Raw genomic sequence first — 17,247 nt, 5'->3', positions numbered from 1 at the left:
TTCATTTGAGATGAGTTCGTCGGGCATGAGCTTGATGGGCCCTTCGCCAGAGCGACCATGCGAGCGTATGCGTTTACGGGATGCGCCGTTGAGCAAGCTTTTTAATGATGCGACGGAGTTCCTGGTCGACCAGCGGATCAAGTAGGCCGAGGCCTGTTCGTGGACTCGGTCGTGTTTTTTTGAGCAATAGGGAAGCGTTGGCGTGGTGCCGGATGACAGCCATCATTGCGAAGGCCAGCATGACGAGTGAGACATGGCGATGCCAGCCATGCCAAGAGCGAGTCTCATTGTGGTCAAGACCGAGTTCGTTCTTGGCCGTTTCGAAGCTGTCCTCGATGGCCCAGCGATGGCCTTCCACCGACACCAGCTTCTCAGGAGAGCTGACCGCGGTCTGGGTACCGGATCCGGAGCACGAGGCGGTGCGAGAACTGGTACCTGCCCGGGAAGCCGCGACGGAAGATCTGCGGCGGGCCCGTCAGCGCTTGCAGTCCTTCCTGCTGCGTCACGGCCCGGTCTTCACCGGCCGTCAAGCGTGGACCAAGGCGCATACACGATGACTGTGCGAGCAACGCTTCGAGCATCCGGCGCAGTATCTGGTGCTGGCCGAGTATCGCCAAGCCATCGAGGCCGCCGAGATCCGGCTCAAGCGTCCGGACGAACAGGTCGCCGAGACGCTGAGTTCATGGTCCATGGCTCCAGTGATCGCCGCATACCAATCACGCTACGTGGCGTCGCCTTCCTGACCGCGGTCGCCTTCGTCGCCGAAATCGGCGACGTGCGCCGCTTCGACAGCCCGCGCCAACTGATGGCGTATCTCGGCCTAGTGCCCTGCGAAAACTCCAAGGGAGAACGCATCCGGCGCGGCGGCATCACCAAAGCTGGTAATGGCCGGGCGCGCCGCCTGCTCGTTGAGAGCGCCTGGACCTACCGCTTCCCCGCCCGGATGAGCCGCCTACTGCAGGAACGGCAGGACGGCCTGACGAAAGCGGTGTGCGACATCGCCTGGAAAGCCCAAGTCAGACTCTGCGCTCGCTATCGCAAGCTGATGGCACGTGGCAAACGCCAGGCAATCGTCACCGTGGCCATCGCCCGGGAAATGGCCGCCTTCCTTTGGGCAATTGGCCAAGAAGCGGAGCCGCACGGCGCAACCTGATCGCTTGCCAATTAGTCACGCCTTCCTTCCTCACAGGAGAACTCTCAGGAGCGACATCTGTTGCGCATCACTGGGGGCAGGTCCCCGGTTGGGGAGTTGGGGAACTCTCGCACCAATTGTGTGGCCGACATTGTCGATGCCCGCTGGCAGATCGAGGCAGCCCCGGACGAACAAACGGAAATGCGGTATCCAACCCGCGTATCAGAGTCCGCAAACCGTCGTCTCAGCGGCTCTGCCTCCTGCGCTGCGTAACAATCATCCAATTGGCAACTCCGGCCCAAACGGAGATCGCACTCTCATGCCGATAACTCTGGACAACGAACATCAGACTTGGTGATCTTGCCGGCTCAGCCCGTGTACTGGCGCGCGATCCCGCACGAAGCCTTGCTCTGTTTCAAAATGCCGGTCTCACCGATAAGCAGAACCGCATCCTCGTCGGCAAGCGTTTCCAGCGTTTCGAGATAAAACGAAGTCGCTGGCGCGCCAGTTGGGGAGAGTGATCTGAGGCTTGGCGGATTGGACTAGTGTGGCTAGAGTTTCAGTGTCGAAATCTCCTCGGACAAGCGACCTACCTGGATTGTCAAGTTCCATTGGCGTAAGCGGCACGCGAGCTTTGCCCACAGCGGGTCGTCATCGATCATTTGAAGCGATCTAATAAAGCTACCACCGTTCGCCCCCAGCGCTCCGGGAGATTGCAATTTCAGATGGACTCGCGGACTCAAAAGGTTGATACGACCAAGAGCTTCTCTTCACGGACGATCGTTTACACTTGCTTGCGCGAATCGATTAAGTGGCCGCTTGAGACCAAGGTTCTCTCTAAGTGTTTGTCCGGCGTATCTGGATCTGAACTTGCCTCGTCGGCGCAGTTCAGGAACAACCAACTCAGCAAAATCCTTGAGTCCATCGGGCAAAGTCGCGGGCATTACATTGAACCCGTCAGCCGCACGTTGGTCAAACACATCCACCATCACGTCGGCAATTTCGGCCGGCGTTCCCACAACCATAAGCTGTCCTTTGCTGTCCGATATCGAGCGGATTAGTTGCCTCCAGGTCAATTTTTCACGCGCGGCTAGGTCGAGGAGCAGCTTTTGACGACTCTGGATGAGATTCGTCTGCGGTAAAGCCTCCGGGACTAACGAGTCAAGGTCGATTGAACGCAGGTCGGCGACGAATCCCAGCAGGCGATCAGCCAAACCGATTTCAACGTCTGTGTGCATACGCGATTGCAACCTTTGAAGCTTCTCACAAGCTTCCCGCCTCGTCCTTCCAACGATTGGGACAATACCCGGCATGACTAATACCTGATTGTCCTCCCGCCCAAGCGCACGCGCTTTCTCCTTGAGATTTGCGTAGTATCGTTTGCCTTGCTCTAGAAAAGGTGCAGCGGTAAAAATAACCTCGCCGAATTCTGCAGCAAATTCTATCCCGGGGTCGGATGAGCCAGCTTGAACTGACACGGGATGCCCTTGCGGCGGCCTCGCAATGTTCAGCGGGCCTCTGACTGATAGGTACCTCCCTCGGTGGTTCAGCACATGGAGCTTCGTAGTGTCAACGAAAATGCCGCTCTTCTTGTCGCGAATGAAAGCATCGTCTTCCCAGGAGTCCCAAAGACCTCTAACAACTTCTACGAATTCTCTCGCTCTAGCGTAACGAGTATCATGATCTGGAAGTTCCTTTTCGCCGAAGTTTTCGGCTTCGGACTCAAATCCCGAGGTGACAATATTCCATGCAGCACGTCCTTGCGATAGATAATCAAGTGACGCGAACATGCGTGCGAGGTGGTAAGGTTGATAGTACGTGGTCGTTGCTGTCGCAACAAGACCGATGTCTTGTGTTTTCGATGAAAGCGCCGACAATAGTGTGATTGGCTCAAAACCATCGTTTCGGCTTGTACGAGCTATGGTTGCGCGATCTCGTTCTATTACGCTTGGACTATCCGCAAGAAACATGAAATGAAATGCCGCACCTTCGGCAAGTGCTGCCAAGCGAACATAGTGATCTATATCGACTCCGCCGTTCGCTGGTACGCCCGGATCGAGCCATGCACCTTCGTGATGTCCAGCCTGACCAAGGAACAGTCCGAGCTTCATTTCATCGTTGCGCAGCATACTGTGTCTCCGTTTTGAATGGACGGTCTCGCCATCTCGTTCAGCTAGCAGTTCCCTGATTGACGCCCCAGCAACAGCGTGCACCTCAAGGATCGAGTCTTTGCGGCCCACCAGAAATCGGCTTCTGTCGTAGCTGACGGCCAGAAACGAATGCCAGACCAACCAGGAAATGCCTCGATGTTCGAAGCGATCTCGGAATTGATCGCCGGTCTCCCGATTTCGATATGTGCCAACTCGGGCTACGGCGGTTCGAATGCAACGAATACCAATGATGCATTCTGCGTGCTAGAGGACGCGCGTTGGCGCGCTCCCTGAAACCACTACCCCCACCGAACAGAGGTAGTCCGGTCGAACCTGCCGTTGACAGGTCCGACGTCCGGTACTCATTAAGTCCGGCGTCCTCCGCGAGCGCAGCAGGGTGCCCATGAGCATCGCAGTTCAAGCGACCCGAAACGAGCACGAGTACTTCCTCCGATGAGACAGCATATCGATCGAGGCCGACGGACCGTGGTTTGTATTGCATACCAAACTCCGAGCGGTGAACTTTTGACAGATTAATGCTCAACAGCCGATAGATGTCACCTTCCGCTAGGTAGATCAATTACCAGCGTTGGTAGTTTAGTGAGCATCTCGATATAGGATCTGTTCCGTCGCGGCTCCATAAATCGCGTGTCGGTGCGCCAGAGCTAGCTGCGCCTGGCGAAACGCTCCGCCATCCCGGTCGGCTGTAAGACCGTATGTCCTTTCTGGATGCCGACGGTGAGATGGTTCGCCCTACACTGGCGGTGTTGAACGAAGGAGCCTATCCTCACGCCAGGAGGACGAACCGTGGAAGATAATAATGCCCTTTTCGTAGGTTTTGAGTTTTCCAAAGATCGACATGCAGTTGCGGTTGCCGAGAGCGGGCGCAACGGTGAGGTTCGCTATCTGGGGTGAAATATCCTCTGACAACGCGTCGGTAGGACGGCTCGTCCGCAAGCTCGCGCGGCCAGGATTACGTTTGAGATTTTGCTATGAGGCTGGGCCGATGGGATATGGGCTGAAGCGAGAGATCGAAGCGCTTGGCCATGAATGTACTGTCATTGCCCCGTCCCTGATTCCACACAAGCCCGGCGATCGGATCAAAACAAACCGCCGGAATGCCGAGAAGCTTGCCCGCTTGTTCCGCGCCGGCGAACTGACGGAGATCTGGACCCCGGACGCAGCGCATGAGGCTATGCGTGACGTGATCCGCGCGCGGGAGGCGGCGGTGAAGGATCGGACCCGCAAACGACAAGAGATCCGGTCCTTTCTGTTGCGGCATGGCAAGATTTTTCCCGGCTTGAAAGCCTGGGAAACGAAGTACTTTATGTGGACGCACGGGCTCAGCTTTGCGTATTCGGGCCAGCAAACTGTCCTGCAGGAGTTGATCGTCGCGGAGTCGCAGTGCCGGGAAAGAGTATTGCGTTTGGAATAGGCGATCGAAGACAGCATTCTCAACTGGCCGCTTACACCGGTGGTCGAACGTTTGCAGGCTTTGCGCGGGGTCCGGCTCATTTTGCGCAGCGACCTTCATGGTTGAGATCGGTGACGTCCGCCGCTTTACGAACCCGCGGCAGTTAAAGGCCTACCTCGGCCTTGTACCTTCGGAACGCTCGACCGATGATGCCGTACGCCGTGGTGGTATCACCAAGACCGGAAATGCCAGAGTGCGCCGGGTTTTGGCCGAGACCGCCAGGACTTACCGCTGTCCGGCCAAGTTGGGAAAACGAAAGTACTTCGCAAGCCGGCACATGCCTGAGGTCGTGCGAGAGATTGCATGGAAGGCCCAGGCGCGTTTGACCAAGCTTTACCGAGCCCTCGTTGCTCGCGGCAAGCGCAGCACCGTGGCGGTGAACGCGACCGCTCGCGAGCTCGCTGCCTTCATGTGGGTCATCGCGAGAATAGACGATCAGCCGGCGGCGACCTGACCTACGGTTCACCCGGTATCGTTGTCGTGCCTATCGGTGGGGACGTGGCGTTGAATGGGGAATTCCCGGCAACGCTTTGTGGCCGGCAATGCCGACGCCCGTTGTAAGAGAGGACTAGCCCCGGAAGAATACATGGACAAGCCAAGCCTGGATCGTCAGGAGGTCCACGCCTGACCGGAGAAGCTTCATGGCGAGGGAATGCCGGAAGATGTGCGGCGATATCGGCTTGCCCTCCAAGCTTGGCCTCGTAGACCCGGCCTGGGAGGCGGCACGCCGCACGATGTGTGTCGCGCCGAAACGCGTCAGGCGCTCGTTGTGGACCCCGACGAAGATCGGCCGCGGTTCATGATTGGCGAGGCCGCGTTCGCTCAATAGATCCGTCAGCGATCGCACCAGATCCTTAGGAATGGGAACGACGCGATCTCGGCGTCCCTTGCCGTGAAGCAGCACCTGCGGGCGTCCTCGCTCCAACTGAAGGTCGTTCGCGTTGACGCCGGTCGCTTCGGACACGCGAGCGCCGGTTCTGGCCAAGAAGAGCAGAAAGGCCCGGTCACGCCGGCCGCGGGGCGTCGTCTGATCAGGGGCTGCGATGATGGCCTCCACCTCGGCGTTGGTGAGATGATGCGTCACCTCGATGTGGGCCCGTTTGGTGGGGATCGTCAGAACCCGTTGGGCGACGCCGAACGAGGCGGGATCGGCGGCAGCGACGTGATGGAAGAAGGATCGGATCGCGGCTAGTCGGGCGTTGCGCGTTGCGACGGAGTTGTTCCGCTTCTCCTCAAGCTCGTCAAGAAAGGCGAGAACAAGGTCCCGATCGAGATCCTCAAGGGCCAGCGCCGCCGGCTTCTTCCCCAAATGGGCGGCGGCAAAGAGGATCAGCATGCGCAAGGCATCGCGATAGCTGGCTAGGGTCGCGGAGGTCGCGTTGCGCTGCTTGGTCAACCGGCGACGAAAGTACGACTCCAGGAGCGGCGCCAACAGGAGGTGTTCGTTCATGCCGCGCCTCCGTCGAGGAAGGCGCGCTCAGCCGCGATGGCGAGGAGATCCGACGAGCCGGTGAGGTAGTAGGCTGTGTCGCTATAGTTGGCGTGGCCGAGGTAGGTGGCGAGTAAGGGCAGCAGCGCTTGGACGTCTGCGCGCTGTTGGTGCCACAGCCTGAGCCTGGTCACCGCGAACCGGTGCCGGAGATCGTGCGGTCGCAGAGGCTTGCCATTGTCAAGACCCGCGAGCTTGCGTGCCTTAGCGAAGTTGCTTTGCAGGCCGGTCGCCGACAGACGGCAGCCTCGCGAGCTGAGGAAGAAGGCCTCGCCTTTGGGCCTGGGAAACACGGTGTCGCGCTCACGGGCGTATCGACGAAGGGCTGCCTGGGTCGTTGGGTGAACAGGAATCAGGCGGTCTTTACGGAACTTGGTTTTACGGACGAGGACGACCCCGTTGGTCAGATCGACGTCGCCGCGATCAAGGCTGACCACTTCGCCCGATCGTAATCCCGTGCTGGCCAACAATCCGATTAGCGTCGCCATCGTGCGGCCCCTGAGAGGGTTCCCTGGCGAAATGAAGCTGCATGCGTCGATAAGCGACGTCAGCTCAGCCTCACTTAGGATGCGCGGCGGCGGAATCGCCCTGGACCGCGGGAAAGCTTTGCGCTCCAAGACCTCGGTCTGGGGATCGTAGACGACCAGGTACTCGTAGAATCGGCGGAGCACGCCGTGACGGACCGCGCGGCTGTCGGCGGCGCCACCGAACGACAGGACGAAGTCCAGCGCCATCGTCCGGGTGGCGGGCGCACCCAGCCGAGATCGCTCGACGTAGCGAACGAAAGCCCGCAGCGTGCCGGCTTGCTTGTTGAAGGCGTAGCCGAGGGAGCGGCGCAGCTCGATGTAGCGCTCGACCTTGTCGCCGAGGAATGCGGCAAAGGCGGTCATGCGGCGCCTCCCGGAAAGGGAAGCGCGACCTCAGCGAGCTGCGAGGCCGCGACCTTCACGTACAGCGCCGTTGTGTTGATGCTTCGGTGCCCTAGAAGATCGGCGACCTCGTTGATCGGCCTTCGTCGCCCCACGAGCTGGGTGGCTAGACTGTGGCGCAGGAGATGTGCGCCTCCGACGCGACCGAGCTCGATCCCACCATGCTGCAATCGCTTCCGCACGATCCTCGAAACAGACGACGCGTACTTGAATGGTCCCACGGGCGGCGTGAAGGACAGGAACAGATGCTGACTATCGACCTTCGGTCGAGCCCGCAGGATGTAGTCGGCGAGCGCGGCGCCGGTCTCCTCGACGAGCGGGGCCACTCGGTCACGCTTGCCCTTGGTGCGCCGGACAAAAACCTCGCCAGCTCGCCAGTCGATATCCCGGAGCTGAAGAGCGCGTAGCTCGCCGTTGCGAATGCCTGTGGTGGCGAGCAACAACAGGACAGCTCGATCGCGAAGGTCGATCGGCGTCGCCTTGCCGATCGCATCGATGGCGCGGCGAACATCATCCCACGAAAGCCGGGGCGGTAAATGGGCCAGTCGCCAATATGGCGTTCTTGGAACGACGGGAGCCAGATCCTGCTCGTGGTGGCCACCCCAATGCAGAAAGCGGAGAAACGTTCGGATGTGAGAGATCGCCGCCGTGCGAGTGCCGGAGGTCGCCGAGAGCGACAGCCGATACTCGACAGCGGCAAGGACATGCTCTGCCGCCAACGCCTCGAGGTCTTGGCCAGGATGGCGATGACGGAGCCAATCCAGAAAGCGCCGTGCGCCCAGGAGAACGCCATCGCGGGACCTTGGCTCAAGGCCTCGTACCCTGCTCAGATAGTCAGAAAAGGAGCGCAAAAGCGGAGCGTCCGGATCATCGACTACAATGGGCGTCGAAGCAATGAATCGTTCGGGCGCCACCCGTCGCGCGTGTTGGAGCGCAGACACTGCCGCAATCCGCGGTGGGTCCGTGGTGAATGTGCATAGATAGCTATCGACGATAGCTTCGCCGATCGGCCGTGAACCGCAATGTGCTGCAGCAAAACGGCCGAACCGCGCGATCCGGCTCAGATAAACCTTAGCGGGTGCTTGCTTGTAACCGAGCGAGAAGAAGTGCCCCGCGATGCGATCCATCTCGGCGCCGAGCGCCCCGTCACGAAGGCGCTTAAGCACCCCACGGTACGAAAAATAGAACTCGAGCATTGTGCCCCTCCGGCGTTACGGCGCAGGGGGATCCCGCGTCCGCACGAGGGGCACAAAATATTATGTGGCGGAGGAATCCAGCCGTGGCCGGCCCTGGCTCGCGTTAGGGCGCCTCCGCCACATAATCTCGTCCGACACATAAGAACGGGTCGAGACCACGCATTTCCTGCACCTTCGCAGCAAGCCCATCGTGGCCACAGCCGAAGTCGACAGGCCGCGTCGCGATATAAATCTGCAGCTCGGCGCCGGGTACGATCATCGTGACGCTCGCACCGCGCGGATCACCCGAGACAGCTGCTCCCCGTCAATCGCCGCGTCCGTCCGCACGATGACGCCGCCAATCGCAATCTCGAGCTCCTCTAACGGCGCCTCCACGACGAGCGGCGCGAATGACGGCTGCGACGCCTCGCACGACCGCACTTCGCCGCGCTGGCGGAAGTGGCATCGCCAATCGTAAACCTGCCAGTTCGTCGCCCCGTACTTGCGCGCCACCCCCACCTGAGCGTCGGCAGCAGACTCTCGGCGGCGATCCGTGCCCTTTCAGCCTCCGAACGCACGCGACGCCCGGACGGTCCTTCAAGGACTTCAAGTCGGCTGACCGTCCCAACCGACAAGCCGTCCAACGTCCTTTTGCCGTCTAATCCCATCCCAAGCCTCCATCCAAGCCGGAGGCCTTCTCCGCACATTTAATCTAACCCTGAAGCCAGGATGCCGGCTTCGCGCTTACGGTCGGCCGCTACACCCGCGCTCACCAATTCAGATAGGCCTGCCGTCAGTTCAAGTGTTGCGGACTGGCCGGATCATCTGGGACATCCACTGCAAGATTGATGGCGATGCGGTGCTGAAAGCTCGCTTTCGATCCGTTGCTCGATCTGGCGCAGCGGATGCGCAGCCAGAATTAGCATCAGTGCGCGGCCCAAGGCCTATACGTTACATGCTCGGGAGGTCGGGTGTATCGGCGAAGGCAAAGCCCCGAGGCTTACGAGCTAACGGTTCGAGCTCCATGCCAAAGAACGACATGGCAATCCCTTCGACAGGCTCTCGACCCTGCAATTGCAGACGTGGAGATCTTCACCGGCGTCAATGTCGTCAACGGGTACCGCGGCCATACGCTCGAACCGGCTCAAGATCTGGATCTCGCAGCAGATCCGCCGCAGGGCTCTCATCCGGCGCGAGATGAGCCTCGCGCAGCTATCGAGCCCATCATGGCGCACGTCAAGGCAGAGCACCGCATGAACCGCAACGATCTCAAACATCCCGTCGGCGACCCCATCAATGCTGCTACATCGCACTCTAGCTACCCGGACACGTGCTCCTAAGATGGCAAGCTGGACAAGGTCAAGGGACCGAGGCCGCGGGCTTAGACGGGAATTTCTGGCATCCTATTTTGCAGTATTTTCCTAGCCGCCGGCCCGACTCCACGCCTTGTCCAATCGAACGCCGGCCGTTCGCACCAAGTTGTGACATGCATGGCTTAGGCAGCGAATTCTCCCCCCGTGATATCAATGGTTGCACCGGTGATAAAGCCCGCCATCGGCGAGGCCAGAAAGGCTGCGACGTGGGCGACTTCTTCAGCCTCACCAAAACGGCCGACCGGAATCCGGCTGAGTGCGGAGCGGTTGACCGCAGCCTCGGGCGGGCCAGTCATGTCACTGAGAACTCGCCCGGGAGCGATACAATTGACCGTAATACCGTGCGGAGCGAGATCCCGCGCGGCAGCCCGAGTTAATCCGACAAGTCCCGCCTTCGATGCCGCATAGTGCGGACCCGCAATCAACGGCATGGCGCGCCCAGCAAGCGACCCGATGTTGATGATCCGTCCGAAGCCTATCGCAATCATTGCTGGCGCGAGCAGCCGAATGAGAATGAAGGGCCCGTTGAGATTGACATCGATGACATGCGTCCATTCCTCGAGGGACGTCTGCGAAAGCCACCCCTCTCTTTGGTCCAAGCGCTTGGGCGAGATGCCTGCGTTATTCACCAAAATCGCAATCTCCCCCCAACGCGCCCGGATCCGATCGACAAATCCTTCCACCTCGTTTTGTCGCGTTACGTCGATCGCCTCAGCGAAGAGCTGATTTTTCGAGCAGCTCAGCATGTTAAGCGCCCGCTCCACATGCTCTGACGTTGTTGCCACAAAAGCGACGCGATAGCCATCCGCTAAGAACCGGCGCACGATCCAAAGTCCAATCCCGCGTGCTCCTCCGGTCACGAGAACAACACGCCGATCGCTGTGGTCCGGGAGTTTTTCTGGCTTCACCATAATCGTTAAACACTCCACATAATCTTGGGGGCCAGCTCGCAGCGTCGCGAACGTACAGCGGTGCACGGCTCAGAAAAAGGTGTTGCCGTTTTGTTTACCCATCTTCCCGGCGAGCTCCCAGTTGGAGCCATCGCGTCTTCGCTTACACGGCTAGGCGCTGACTGCGCACTCATCGTGAACCAGAGCTCCTCGACCTGAGGATTCAACGATCGGTGCCAGTGCGGCGGCTCGAGTTATTCCTGGCAATAGTGTTGAAGACAGACGCCCTTCCCGCGGTGTTCACGACGAATGCAGTTCCTCCTGGTTCAAGGTAACAGCACCTGCGATCATTCTTTCCGGATGGCCGGTGATGCAGCGTTGCCGGAAGGGCGAAGGTTACTCCGATACGGGACGAACTCCGCCGAACAGGCATCGCTAGGACGCGAAGTTGACCAGTCTAGGATGGCGGCTCGGAGCGCCCAAACCGAATGGAAGGACTTTGATTCCGCAGCCGAACGCAGGCAAAACATCGTGTTGCGATTGAGAGTGACAAGCCTTCGATCGCGAAGCCCAGCTCCTCGAATTTGGTCGACTCCAGCAACGGTACGCTCGTCAGCGAGCGCGGATTTGGATCCCGCGCGCCGGCTGAAACGAGCTCCGAAGGCGCTTGATGCACGGACGTCATACTGGCGCCGCGCCAACATCACGGTCGTAACTTGGACAAACCGACCGAAAGCGGGGGCATATCTCACTGGTGGGCTCTGTAAGAGCCCTTCGCATACAGACGCGGCGAAGGACGTTGGGATTAACGCCGACCGACGGAACAAGGACAACGAACGTTCATTCTTGTTCGCATAGAGTGGACGCAACTTGGTTCTGCCAGCCAGTTCCATGAATGGCGTCGGCTAATTTCCCATCCTAATCTCACGGGACGACCGATTTCGTACGTGGCTTGGTGGCCGTGTTAGGTATCCTTTCCAAAATGCAGTCGCACAGCCGCTCTATGTCGCAGACTTCGTGATCGGCCGTAATGCACACTCGAATCCCTGCCTTTCCCTGCGCGACCGTCGGGAAGAACGTCACAGAAGTATAAAAGCCGACGTCGAGAAGTTCTCTTGCGATTGAAACCGCCTTGGCTTCCGAACCGATTGGGATCATTCTAATTGGAAGTGAATTGCCTTGCTCGGCGGTTGCAACACGGCGGTCAAAGACGTCGATCCGGTGGGTCAATCGCTTCTGCCGTTCACCGAGTTCTGCCGAGCGATGAATCTTGCTCGAGCCAAGCGCCGCGCCAACCGCCGCCAGATTGGGCGCAACTGAGAATGCATATGGAATAGAGTAGCGTCGAAACAGAGCCTCTTGGTCAGTCGTTCCAAGCATCAACATGCCGCCAGACGCGCCAAATCCCTTGGCTAGGGAGGCCGCTATGATGGTGCGTTCACCCAGACGCTCCGGAAACTGAGAGCGAGCAAATCCTTCGCCTTGACTTCCGAACAATGATATGCCGTGAGCATCGTCGATATAGAGAAAGAGCCCATAACGTTCCTGCAGTTGACGCAGTTCCTTGATGGGCGAATTTCCTCCCATGGAATAGACGCCGTCACATACATAAGCGACCGCTGGATGTTGCCGACATAAGTGTTCGAGGGCCTCGATGTCGTTGTGCCCAATTGTTTCCACCGGCGCTTCATCCGCGACGACAGGCTTGTGATAGGCAAGCGAGATATGGGCAATGCGATCGAACACGACGATCGGTTTCATTCCACCAGTCAACTGGCCCGAAGCAAGGAGGGGCATCGCGCCCAGATTGGCAAGCATGACGGTAGAAAAGGTGATCACGCGCGCGCCGAACATCTCCGACAGAGTCGTTTCAAGCTCAGCCAGAAGATCGAAATTGAGCCGCGTTCGTGCGCATGACCAGTGCAATGACCGATGCGCCTCAATCGCTTCGATCGCGCCGGCAACGATCAGCGGATGATTGTCGAGACCTAGATAAGAGCATCGGACGAAATCAATTGCCCGAGGTCGACTATCAAGCGAGCCTGTACCCAAGGCAAAGGCGCGTCCCGAGTAGGAACGTCCGTGGACAGCCATGAGACCGGCCTCGTAGGCTGCATCGAAATATTTTCTGCTTGTGTTGACCATGTAGGCCGTGTTCCGAAAGTGTTGGATCGGTCGACCACCATCACTGAGTGCGCACCGCTGGTGCATTTTCTTCTCCATTCCATCTGCCGAGCAAGCGTAGTGGATGCTAGATGAATGCACAGGACAAGCGGCTTGACGGCATTAGTCCGAATTGGAGGCATTGCATCAAATTTGCAAGTCCTAGCTCACACCCGGTTAAACCACTATTTGCGCCGCACAGGCAGCTATCAGATCAGATGGGCTTGAGCGCGAAGCAACGTTCGTCTCCCTTGAGGGCCATCTTTCTTGATGATGCGAGCGCTGCGGGTCCCAGGGCTAATCCTAGAAGAAGCGCTATGGCGCTTTCGCGGCAGTTCAAGACCGGTGCCGAAGAGCAGCGACAGGCCCCCCTGCACCTCGAGATTGGGATCCTTGGTGACCACCCCTGAAGCGTCGCGGACTAGGCCCGCCGGCAACTGCACGACCGGCGAGGTGACACCGAAGCCACAGGGCGGCAATCGACGCTCGCAGGCGATCGAACCTCGCGCTGATTGCGGTTGAGCCCGACAGCACATTGGAGGAACTGAAGGCAGCGCTCGCCGACGATGGACATACGTTCAGCATCTCCGCGTTGTCTCGCTTCTTCCAGCGTCGCAAGATCACGCTCAAAAAAAGACCGCACACGCCGCCGAGCAGGAGCGGCCGGACGTCCTGAAGAGGCGAGAAGAATGGGGCCAGATTGGCCTCGATCCTGACGAGCTCATCTTCATTGACGAGACATGGGCATCGACCAACATAGCGCGGGCGCGCGCCCCGCGGCGAGCGGCTGCGGGCCTCCATTCCGCACGGCCAAAGACAAAGACCTTTGTTCAGGCCTGCGCCTGTCGGGTATGGTCGCACCGATGGTACTCGATGGGCCCATCCAATGACCTCGCCTTCCAGGCCTATGTCGACCACGTGCTCGTTCCAGAATTACGGGAAGGCGATATCGTCGTCATGGACAATCTCGGCAGCCACAAAGGCGCAAGCGCGCGCAGCGATCCAGGCTGCTGGCGCAAAACTCCTCTATCTCCCGCCCTGCACGGCAGCGCTTTCTATTATATGACTGTTACGTCGGTCATCTACGTACCTGTATCGCGTCCAACATCTCTTGATGTCTGTCGAGGAATCTTGCGAATACATCGATGATCAACTCGGCGTCGGCGCGAGTCATCGGTGTTGACATCGAAGCGGCAGCTCCATGCGGCAGGAAAATACCGTTCTCCGCAAAGAATCGCGTGAGCTGCCTCATTACAGTTGCTCCGGCCGGCGCAGGATAGGCGTCACGATAATCGTTCGGGATTTGTGCTATCGGATGGAGGCGAAAGAGTGAAGCGGCTCCAGTCACGCACAACGGCGCGCCCCGATTTGAGATGACCCGACTAATCCCATCCCGGACAATGTTTCCAAGCATCTCGAGATATGAAAAAGCCGCAGAATCTAGATGCCGCATTGCGGCGAGACCCGCCGTCATGGATAGAGGATTAGCGGAAAATGTGCCGCCTTGCGGAAGCAGTGGATCGCCCGCCGACGCATCGAACACCTTCATCAGGTCCTCGCGTCCGCCGATTGCTCCAATCGGCAAACCGCCGCCGATGATCTTACCCATCGTGACCAAGTCCGGAACAAGGCCATACCGGGCGGAAGCTCCCCGGATGCTTTGCCTGAGATTGAGGACTTCATCAGCAATCACCAAAATGCCGCGGTCTCGAGCAGTTTCCTGGACAGCAACCATAAATTCAGACTTCGGCGCAATCAGCCCACCGCGGCTCGGCATCGGATCCAAAATGACAGCAGCGAGGTTGCGCGCATGCATTGACAATAGCCGACGTGCGCCTTCAACGTCGTTGAATCGCAGAACGACCACTTCATCGAGTACGCTCGCGGGCATCCCATGATAGAACGCCGTAGAGCTAGGTGCGGTAGGATCACCCCAATTGTGTGGCGTCGCCGTCAGACTCACCTCGCTCCAATCATAGGCACCGTGATAAGCCCCCTCAAGCTTGGCAATTTTCGAACGCCCGGTAATTGCCCGCGCAGCTTTGATAGCAAACAGAACAGCCTCAGTTCCCGTGTTGACGAAGCGAACGCGTTCGACCTGGGGAATCCGGCTGCAAAGTAGTTCAGCGAGTTCGATCTCACTCTTGGTCGGATTAGCGAAGCAGCTGCCGCGCTGGAGTTGATCCGTTAGCGCTTCGACAATGGGCGCGAAGGCATGACCATGGATCAATGCCGTGAAGTTGCCATTTAGGTCGAGGAATCGACGACCATCGACATCGAACAGATAGCTGCCCACTCCGCGCTCGATATAGAGCGGCACCGGATCCCGATCTATAGTCACCCGTGACGTGCCGTCTGGAAAAACTCGCCGCGCCCGGGCAAAGCTGTCGGCAGAATTCCGTCCAACGCGGGCGATACCCGTTATACTCGAACATGTACCGTTATTCACGGGATCCTCATCTAGACGTCTGCCATTTTTGAGGTGAGCCAAGCGCTACAATTTATCGTAGGGTAACATCGTCCCAATCGCTGCCATTCGCCGGGTTACGTCCGTAGTTTTGGCGGTTCCCTGAAGTAGATCGAGACGATCTGAGCATAGCTATGCCTAGCCGCCCCCAAAAAAAATGGAGATACCGGGATTGGGTACCCCCTCACACAGAGCCTCTCAGTTCGTCTTGCGTCGCGACGGCAGCAACGCCGTTGGACTATTTTGCGCGTATGCAACCGTCGCCTCTAATATCGACGCTGCTGTCGAGTGTCGGCGTCTCCGGCTGCTTACGTGCGCGGACCAAGTTGATGGCCCGCGCAGCGACCATCAAGCCTCACGTGGCCGAGCTGGCGAGCATCGTGGGACCAGAGCCAGCTCATTTCTATCACAGGGATCAACAAGGCTCCTCAACTCCCCACCGGTCAGCCAAACAAGCAAATCGTCATCTGCAATGTCTTCTTCCACAAGCTGCAAGATCGACCCGCCGGGCTCATGATGCGCATATCCGTATTGCGCAAGAACGCCCTTCTCCAGTAGCCAGCGTTCTGCAAGTCCACACAAGAAGTCGGGCGTCCACATGGCGAAAGACGCGCCACGCAATATTCCGGCCATGATCTTAGCAAGACCCTGCCCTCTAAAGTCTCTCCGCAACCAGAAATCTCCATGATAGGCCACCTTGCCAGTAATCGTCTTCGCGCTTGGTGCCCTGCAAGTACAACGGTCCTGAGGATGTGCATGTTTGGCTGGGTCCGCGTAAAATGCCTTCAAGGATTCCAGATGTTCCGCAAAGTTACTGTGCGACAGATCATACAGTCGAGCAGCCTCTACAAGGACAACCTCGCTATTGCTGTCGATGCCAATCATCCAATATCCCTCACCTGACTTGATCGGAGAGCGATCTGGCCGAAAATTTGGGTATGTCTGCTTCTTTGTTGGAAGCGCTCGCGTGATCGAGACGTACTCATTAAAATCGAATCCTATGGAAAGCTTGATGCCCTTTTGGGCAGCGGCGGCATCGTATATGTGAAGGAATCGGGAGACATTCAGCGGATTAACCATGCTTTTCATTGCGACACCGTGCTCTATCGTGACGAGTGATGATCAGCATCATGCCCTATGTGGCAAGCGATAAGAAAACGTACAACATTCATGATGGATGGAGACACTACCTATTCTGGTAACGAATATTGGATACCGCATGTGATCGATTCCAAGTATCATTGGCACTTGCTATCTTATCGGCAGGCACAGAGGTTGGCGACGCACAGTATCGCTATCGACCGTTCTACGCTTCGTCTTCTGATCGGCTACGCCGCGCAGGAGTTGATGCCTTTGTGGCATCGCGGCGCCGTTCATGACTTGAGGCCGTTGAGAGCTATCGTTGCATCATCCATTGCGATGGCTATGAGGCCGATAAGACCATGACCCAAGCGACGCGCGTGGATGCCCGGTCCCGGCCGCTTGCCTTCTGCCGAGTAGGCGGTAACGTTGCCATCCCGCCCCTCACAGACCCAGACGAGCGGATTACCCGCATCCGGTTCTTCACGCGTAAGCTTCGCTCACGGGATGGCATATTGGTGGACGATCTTGGCTATCGGCAACGGATGTCGCGCGAGCATGGGCCGGAAGCGCGACCACGGCAAATTGCTGTGGCGGCCACGCCGTGCAACCTATTTCTTTCGTATCCGCGTGATCTGGTGGTGATACCATCTGATCCGACGGCCGTTGCCGGAGATGCCGTAGTAGGCGCAGTGCCCCCGACGCACCCGCGACAGGTGCGCGTGCTGATCCCGGAACGGACGATGCGGGTTGAGCCCATACCATTCCGTCACGGAAACCAGCGCGCGGGCATAACGGTCTTTTGCCGTTATGTCGGACGACATTCTCACACATGGGTGAAGCCAAGGAAGTAGAATGTGGTCCCCGCCGTCGTGGGATGACGTCCACGCGGGCGTTTGAACCGGAAGTCTACGAAGCGGGTCTT

At 58.6% G+C, this 17,247-nt stretch carries 10 protein-coding genes and 4 pseudogenes; 5 read left to right on the top strand and 9 right to left on the bottom strand.

What is annotated here, in order from left to right:
• Positions 1-73: 73 nt before the first annotated feature.
• Positions 74-373 (bottom strand): annotated as a pseudogene (locus P6U25_RS10230) (hypothetical protein); the annotation flags it as partial.
• Between P6U25_RS10230 and P6U25_RS10225 the strand changes: the two are divergent.
• Positions 372-1,153, top strand: a pseudogene (locus P6U25_RS10225) (IS110 family transposase); the annotation flags it as partial. The pseudogenes P6U25_RS10230 and P6U25_RS10225 overlap by 2 nt on opposite strands.
• A gap of 749 nt (positions 1,154-1,902) precedes the next feature.
• On the opposite strand, the gene P6U25_RS10220 reads toward P6U25_RS10225, so the two are convergent.
• On the bottom strand, positions 1,903-3,261 hold the full coding sequence (locus P6U25_RS10220; protein ID WP_407151162.1) for an LLM class flavin-dependent oxidoreductase: 1,359 nt from the start codon (positions 3,259-3,261) through the stop codon (positions 1,903-1,905).
• Positions 3,262-4,089: 828 nt separating this feature from the next.
• On the opposite strand from P6U25_RS10220, the pseudogene P6U25_RS10215 reads away from it, so the two are divergent.
• Positions 4,090-5,210: pseudogene (locus tag P6U25_RS10215) on the top strand (IS110 family transposase).
• 114 nt (positions 5,211-5,324) lie between these two features.
• Here P6U25_RS10215 and P6U25_RS10210 read toward each other — a convergent pair.
• The 3 genes from P6U25_RS10210 to P6U25_RS10200 are packed head-to-tail and all read right to left on the bottom strand — an operon-like array spanning position 5,325 to position 7,662.
• Positions 5,325-6,206 (bottom strand): tyrosine-type recombinase/integrase, encoded by an 882-nt coding sequence (locus P6U25_RS10210; RefSeq protein WP_407151161.1) that lies wholly within the window; start codon positions 6,204-6,206, stop codon positions 5,325-5,327.
• Complete coding sequence (locus P6U25_RS10205; protein WP_407151145.1) at positions 6,203-7,135, bottom strand: tyrosine-type recombinase/integrase; 933 nt, start codon at positions 7,133-7,135, stop codon at positions 6,203-6,205. The genes P6U25_RS10210 and P6U25_RS10205 overlap by 4 nt, the downstream gene beginning before the upstream one ends.
• Complete coding sequence (locus P6U25_RS10200; protein WP_407152485.1) at positions 7,132-7,662, bottom strand: site-specific integrase; 531 nt, start codon at positions 7,660-7,662, stop codon at positions 7,132-7,134. Before P6U25_RS10200 ends, P6U25_RS10205 begins: the two co-directional genes overlap by 4 nt.
• A gap of 1,769 nt (positions 7,663-9,431) precedes the next feature.
• On the opposite strand from P6U25_RS10200, the gene P6U25_RS10195 reads away from it, so the two are divergent.
• Positions 9,432-9,689 carry a hypothetical protein gene (locus P6U25_RS10195; protein ID WP_407151160.1) on the top strand — a complete coding sequence of 86 codons (258 nt, stop codon included), beginning with the start codon at positions 9,432-9,434 and terminating at the stop codon, positions 9,687-9,689.
• Positions 9,690-9,844: 155 nt separating this feature from the next.
• On the opposite strand, the gene P6U25_RS10190 is transcribed toward P6U25_RS10195, so the two are convergent.
• Together P6U25_RS10190 and P6U25_RS10185 are read right to left on the bottom strand one after the other, a co-directional pair.
• Positions 9,845-10,633, bottom strand: a complete 789-nt coding sequence (locus tag P6U25_RS10190) for an SDR family NAD(P)-dependent oxidoreductase (RefSeq protein ID WP_407151159.1) — start codon at positions 10,631-10,633, stop codon at positions 9,845-9,847.
• 903 nt (positions 10,634-11,536) lie between these two features.
• Positions 11,537-12,835 (bottom strand): aminotransferase class I/II-fold pyridoxal phosphate-dependent enzyme, encoded by a 1,299-nt coding sequence (locus tag P6U25_RS10185; RefSeq protein ID WP_407151158.1) that lies wholly within the window; start codon positions 12,833-12,835, stop codon positions 11,537-11,539.
• 384 nt (positions 12,836-13,219) lie between these two features.
• Here P6U25_RS10185 and P6U25_RS10180 point away from each other — a divergent pair.
• Positions 13,220-13,814: pseudogene (locus P6U25_RS10180) on the top strand (transposase); the annotation flags it as partial.
• Positions 13,815-13,853: 39 nt separating this feature from the next.
• On the opposite strand, the gene P6U25_RS10175 reads toward P6U25_RS10180, so the two are convergent.
• Entirely contained in the window at positions 13,854-15,224 is a 1,371-nt protein-coding gene (locus tag P6U25_RS10175) for an aspartate aminotransferase family protein (RefSeq protein WP_407151157.1), read from the bottom strand.
• A 366-nt stretch (positions 15,225-15,590) separates the two neighbouring features.
• Positions 15,591-16,331, bottom strand: coding sequence for a hypothetical protein (locus P6U25_RS10170; protein WP_407151156.1), 741 nt, complete (start codon positions 16,329-16,331; stop codon positions 15,591-15,593).
• Between the two features lie 48 nt (positions 16,332-16,379).
• Here P6U25_RS10170 and P6U25_RS10165 point away from each other — a divergent pair, with 48 nt between their 5' ends.
• On the top strand, positions 16,380-16,688 hold the full coding sequence (locus P6U25_RS10165) for a transposase (protein WP_407151155.1): 309 nt from the start codon (positions 16,380-16,382) through the stop codon (positions 16,686-16,688).
• Positions 16,689-17,247 lie beyond the last annotated feature (559 nt).

The sequence above is a fragment of the Bradyrhizobium sp. ORS 86 genome (genome assembly GCF_045571475.1).
Taxonomy (GTDB): Bacteria; Pseudomonadota; Alphaproteobacteria; order Rhizobiales; family Xanthobacteraceae; genus Bradyrhizobium.
The sequence above is the reverse complement of the archived record's forward strand: the minus strand, read 5'-3'. Positions and strand labels throughout refer to the sequence as shown.

Coding starts and splice junctions, on each gene's coding strand:
- P6U25_RS10185 (WP_407151158.1), bottom strand. CDS start 12,835: ATGGAGAAGAAAATGCACCAGCGGTGCGCACTCAGTGATGGTGGTCGA.
- P6U25_RS10210 (WP_407151161.1), bottom strand. CDS start 6,206: ATGAACGAACACCTCCTGTTGGCGCCGCTCCTGGAGTCGTACTTTCGT.
- P6U25_RS10205 (WP_407151145.1), bottom strand. CDS start 7,135: ATGACCGCCTTTGCCGCATTCCTCGGCGACAAGGTCGAGCGCTACATC.
- P6U25_RS10220 (WP_407151162.1), bottom strand. CDS start 3,261: ATGCTGCGCAACGATGAAATGAAGCTCGGACTGTTCCTTGGTCAGGCT.
- P6U25_RS10190 (WP_407151159.1), bottom strand. CDS start 10,633: ATGGTGAAGCCAGAAAAACTCCCGGACCACAGCGATCGGCGTGTTGTT.
- P6U25_RS10165 (WP_407151155.1), top strand. CDS start 16,380: ATGTGGCAAGCGATAAGAAAACGTACAACATTCATGATGGATGGAGAC.
- P6U25_RS10170 (WP_407151156.1), bottom strand. CDS start 16,331: ATGAAAAGCATGGTTAATCCGCTGAATGTCTCCCGATTCCTTCACATA.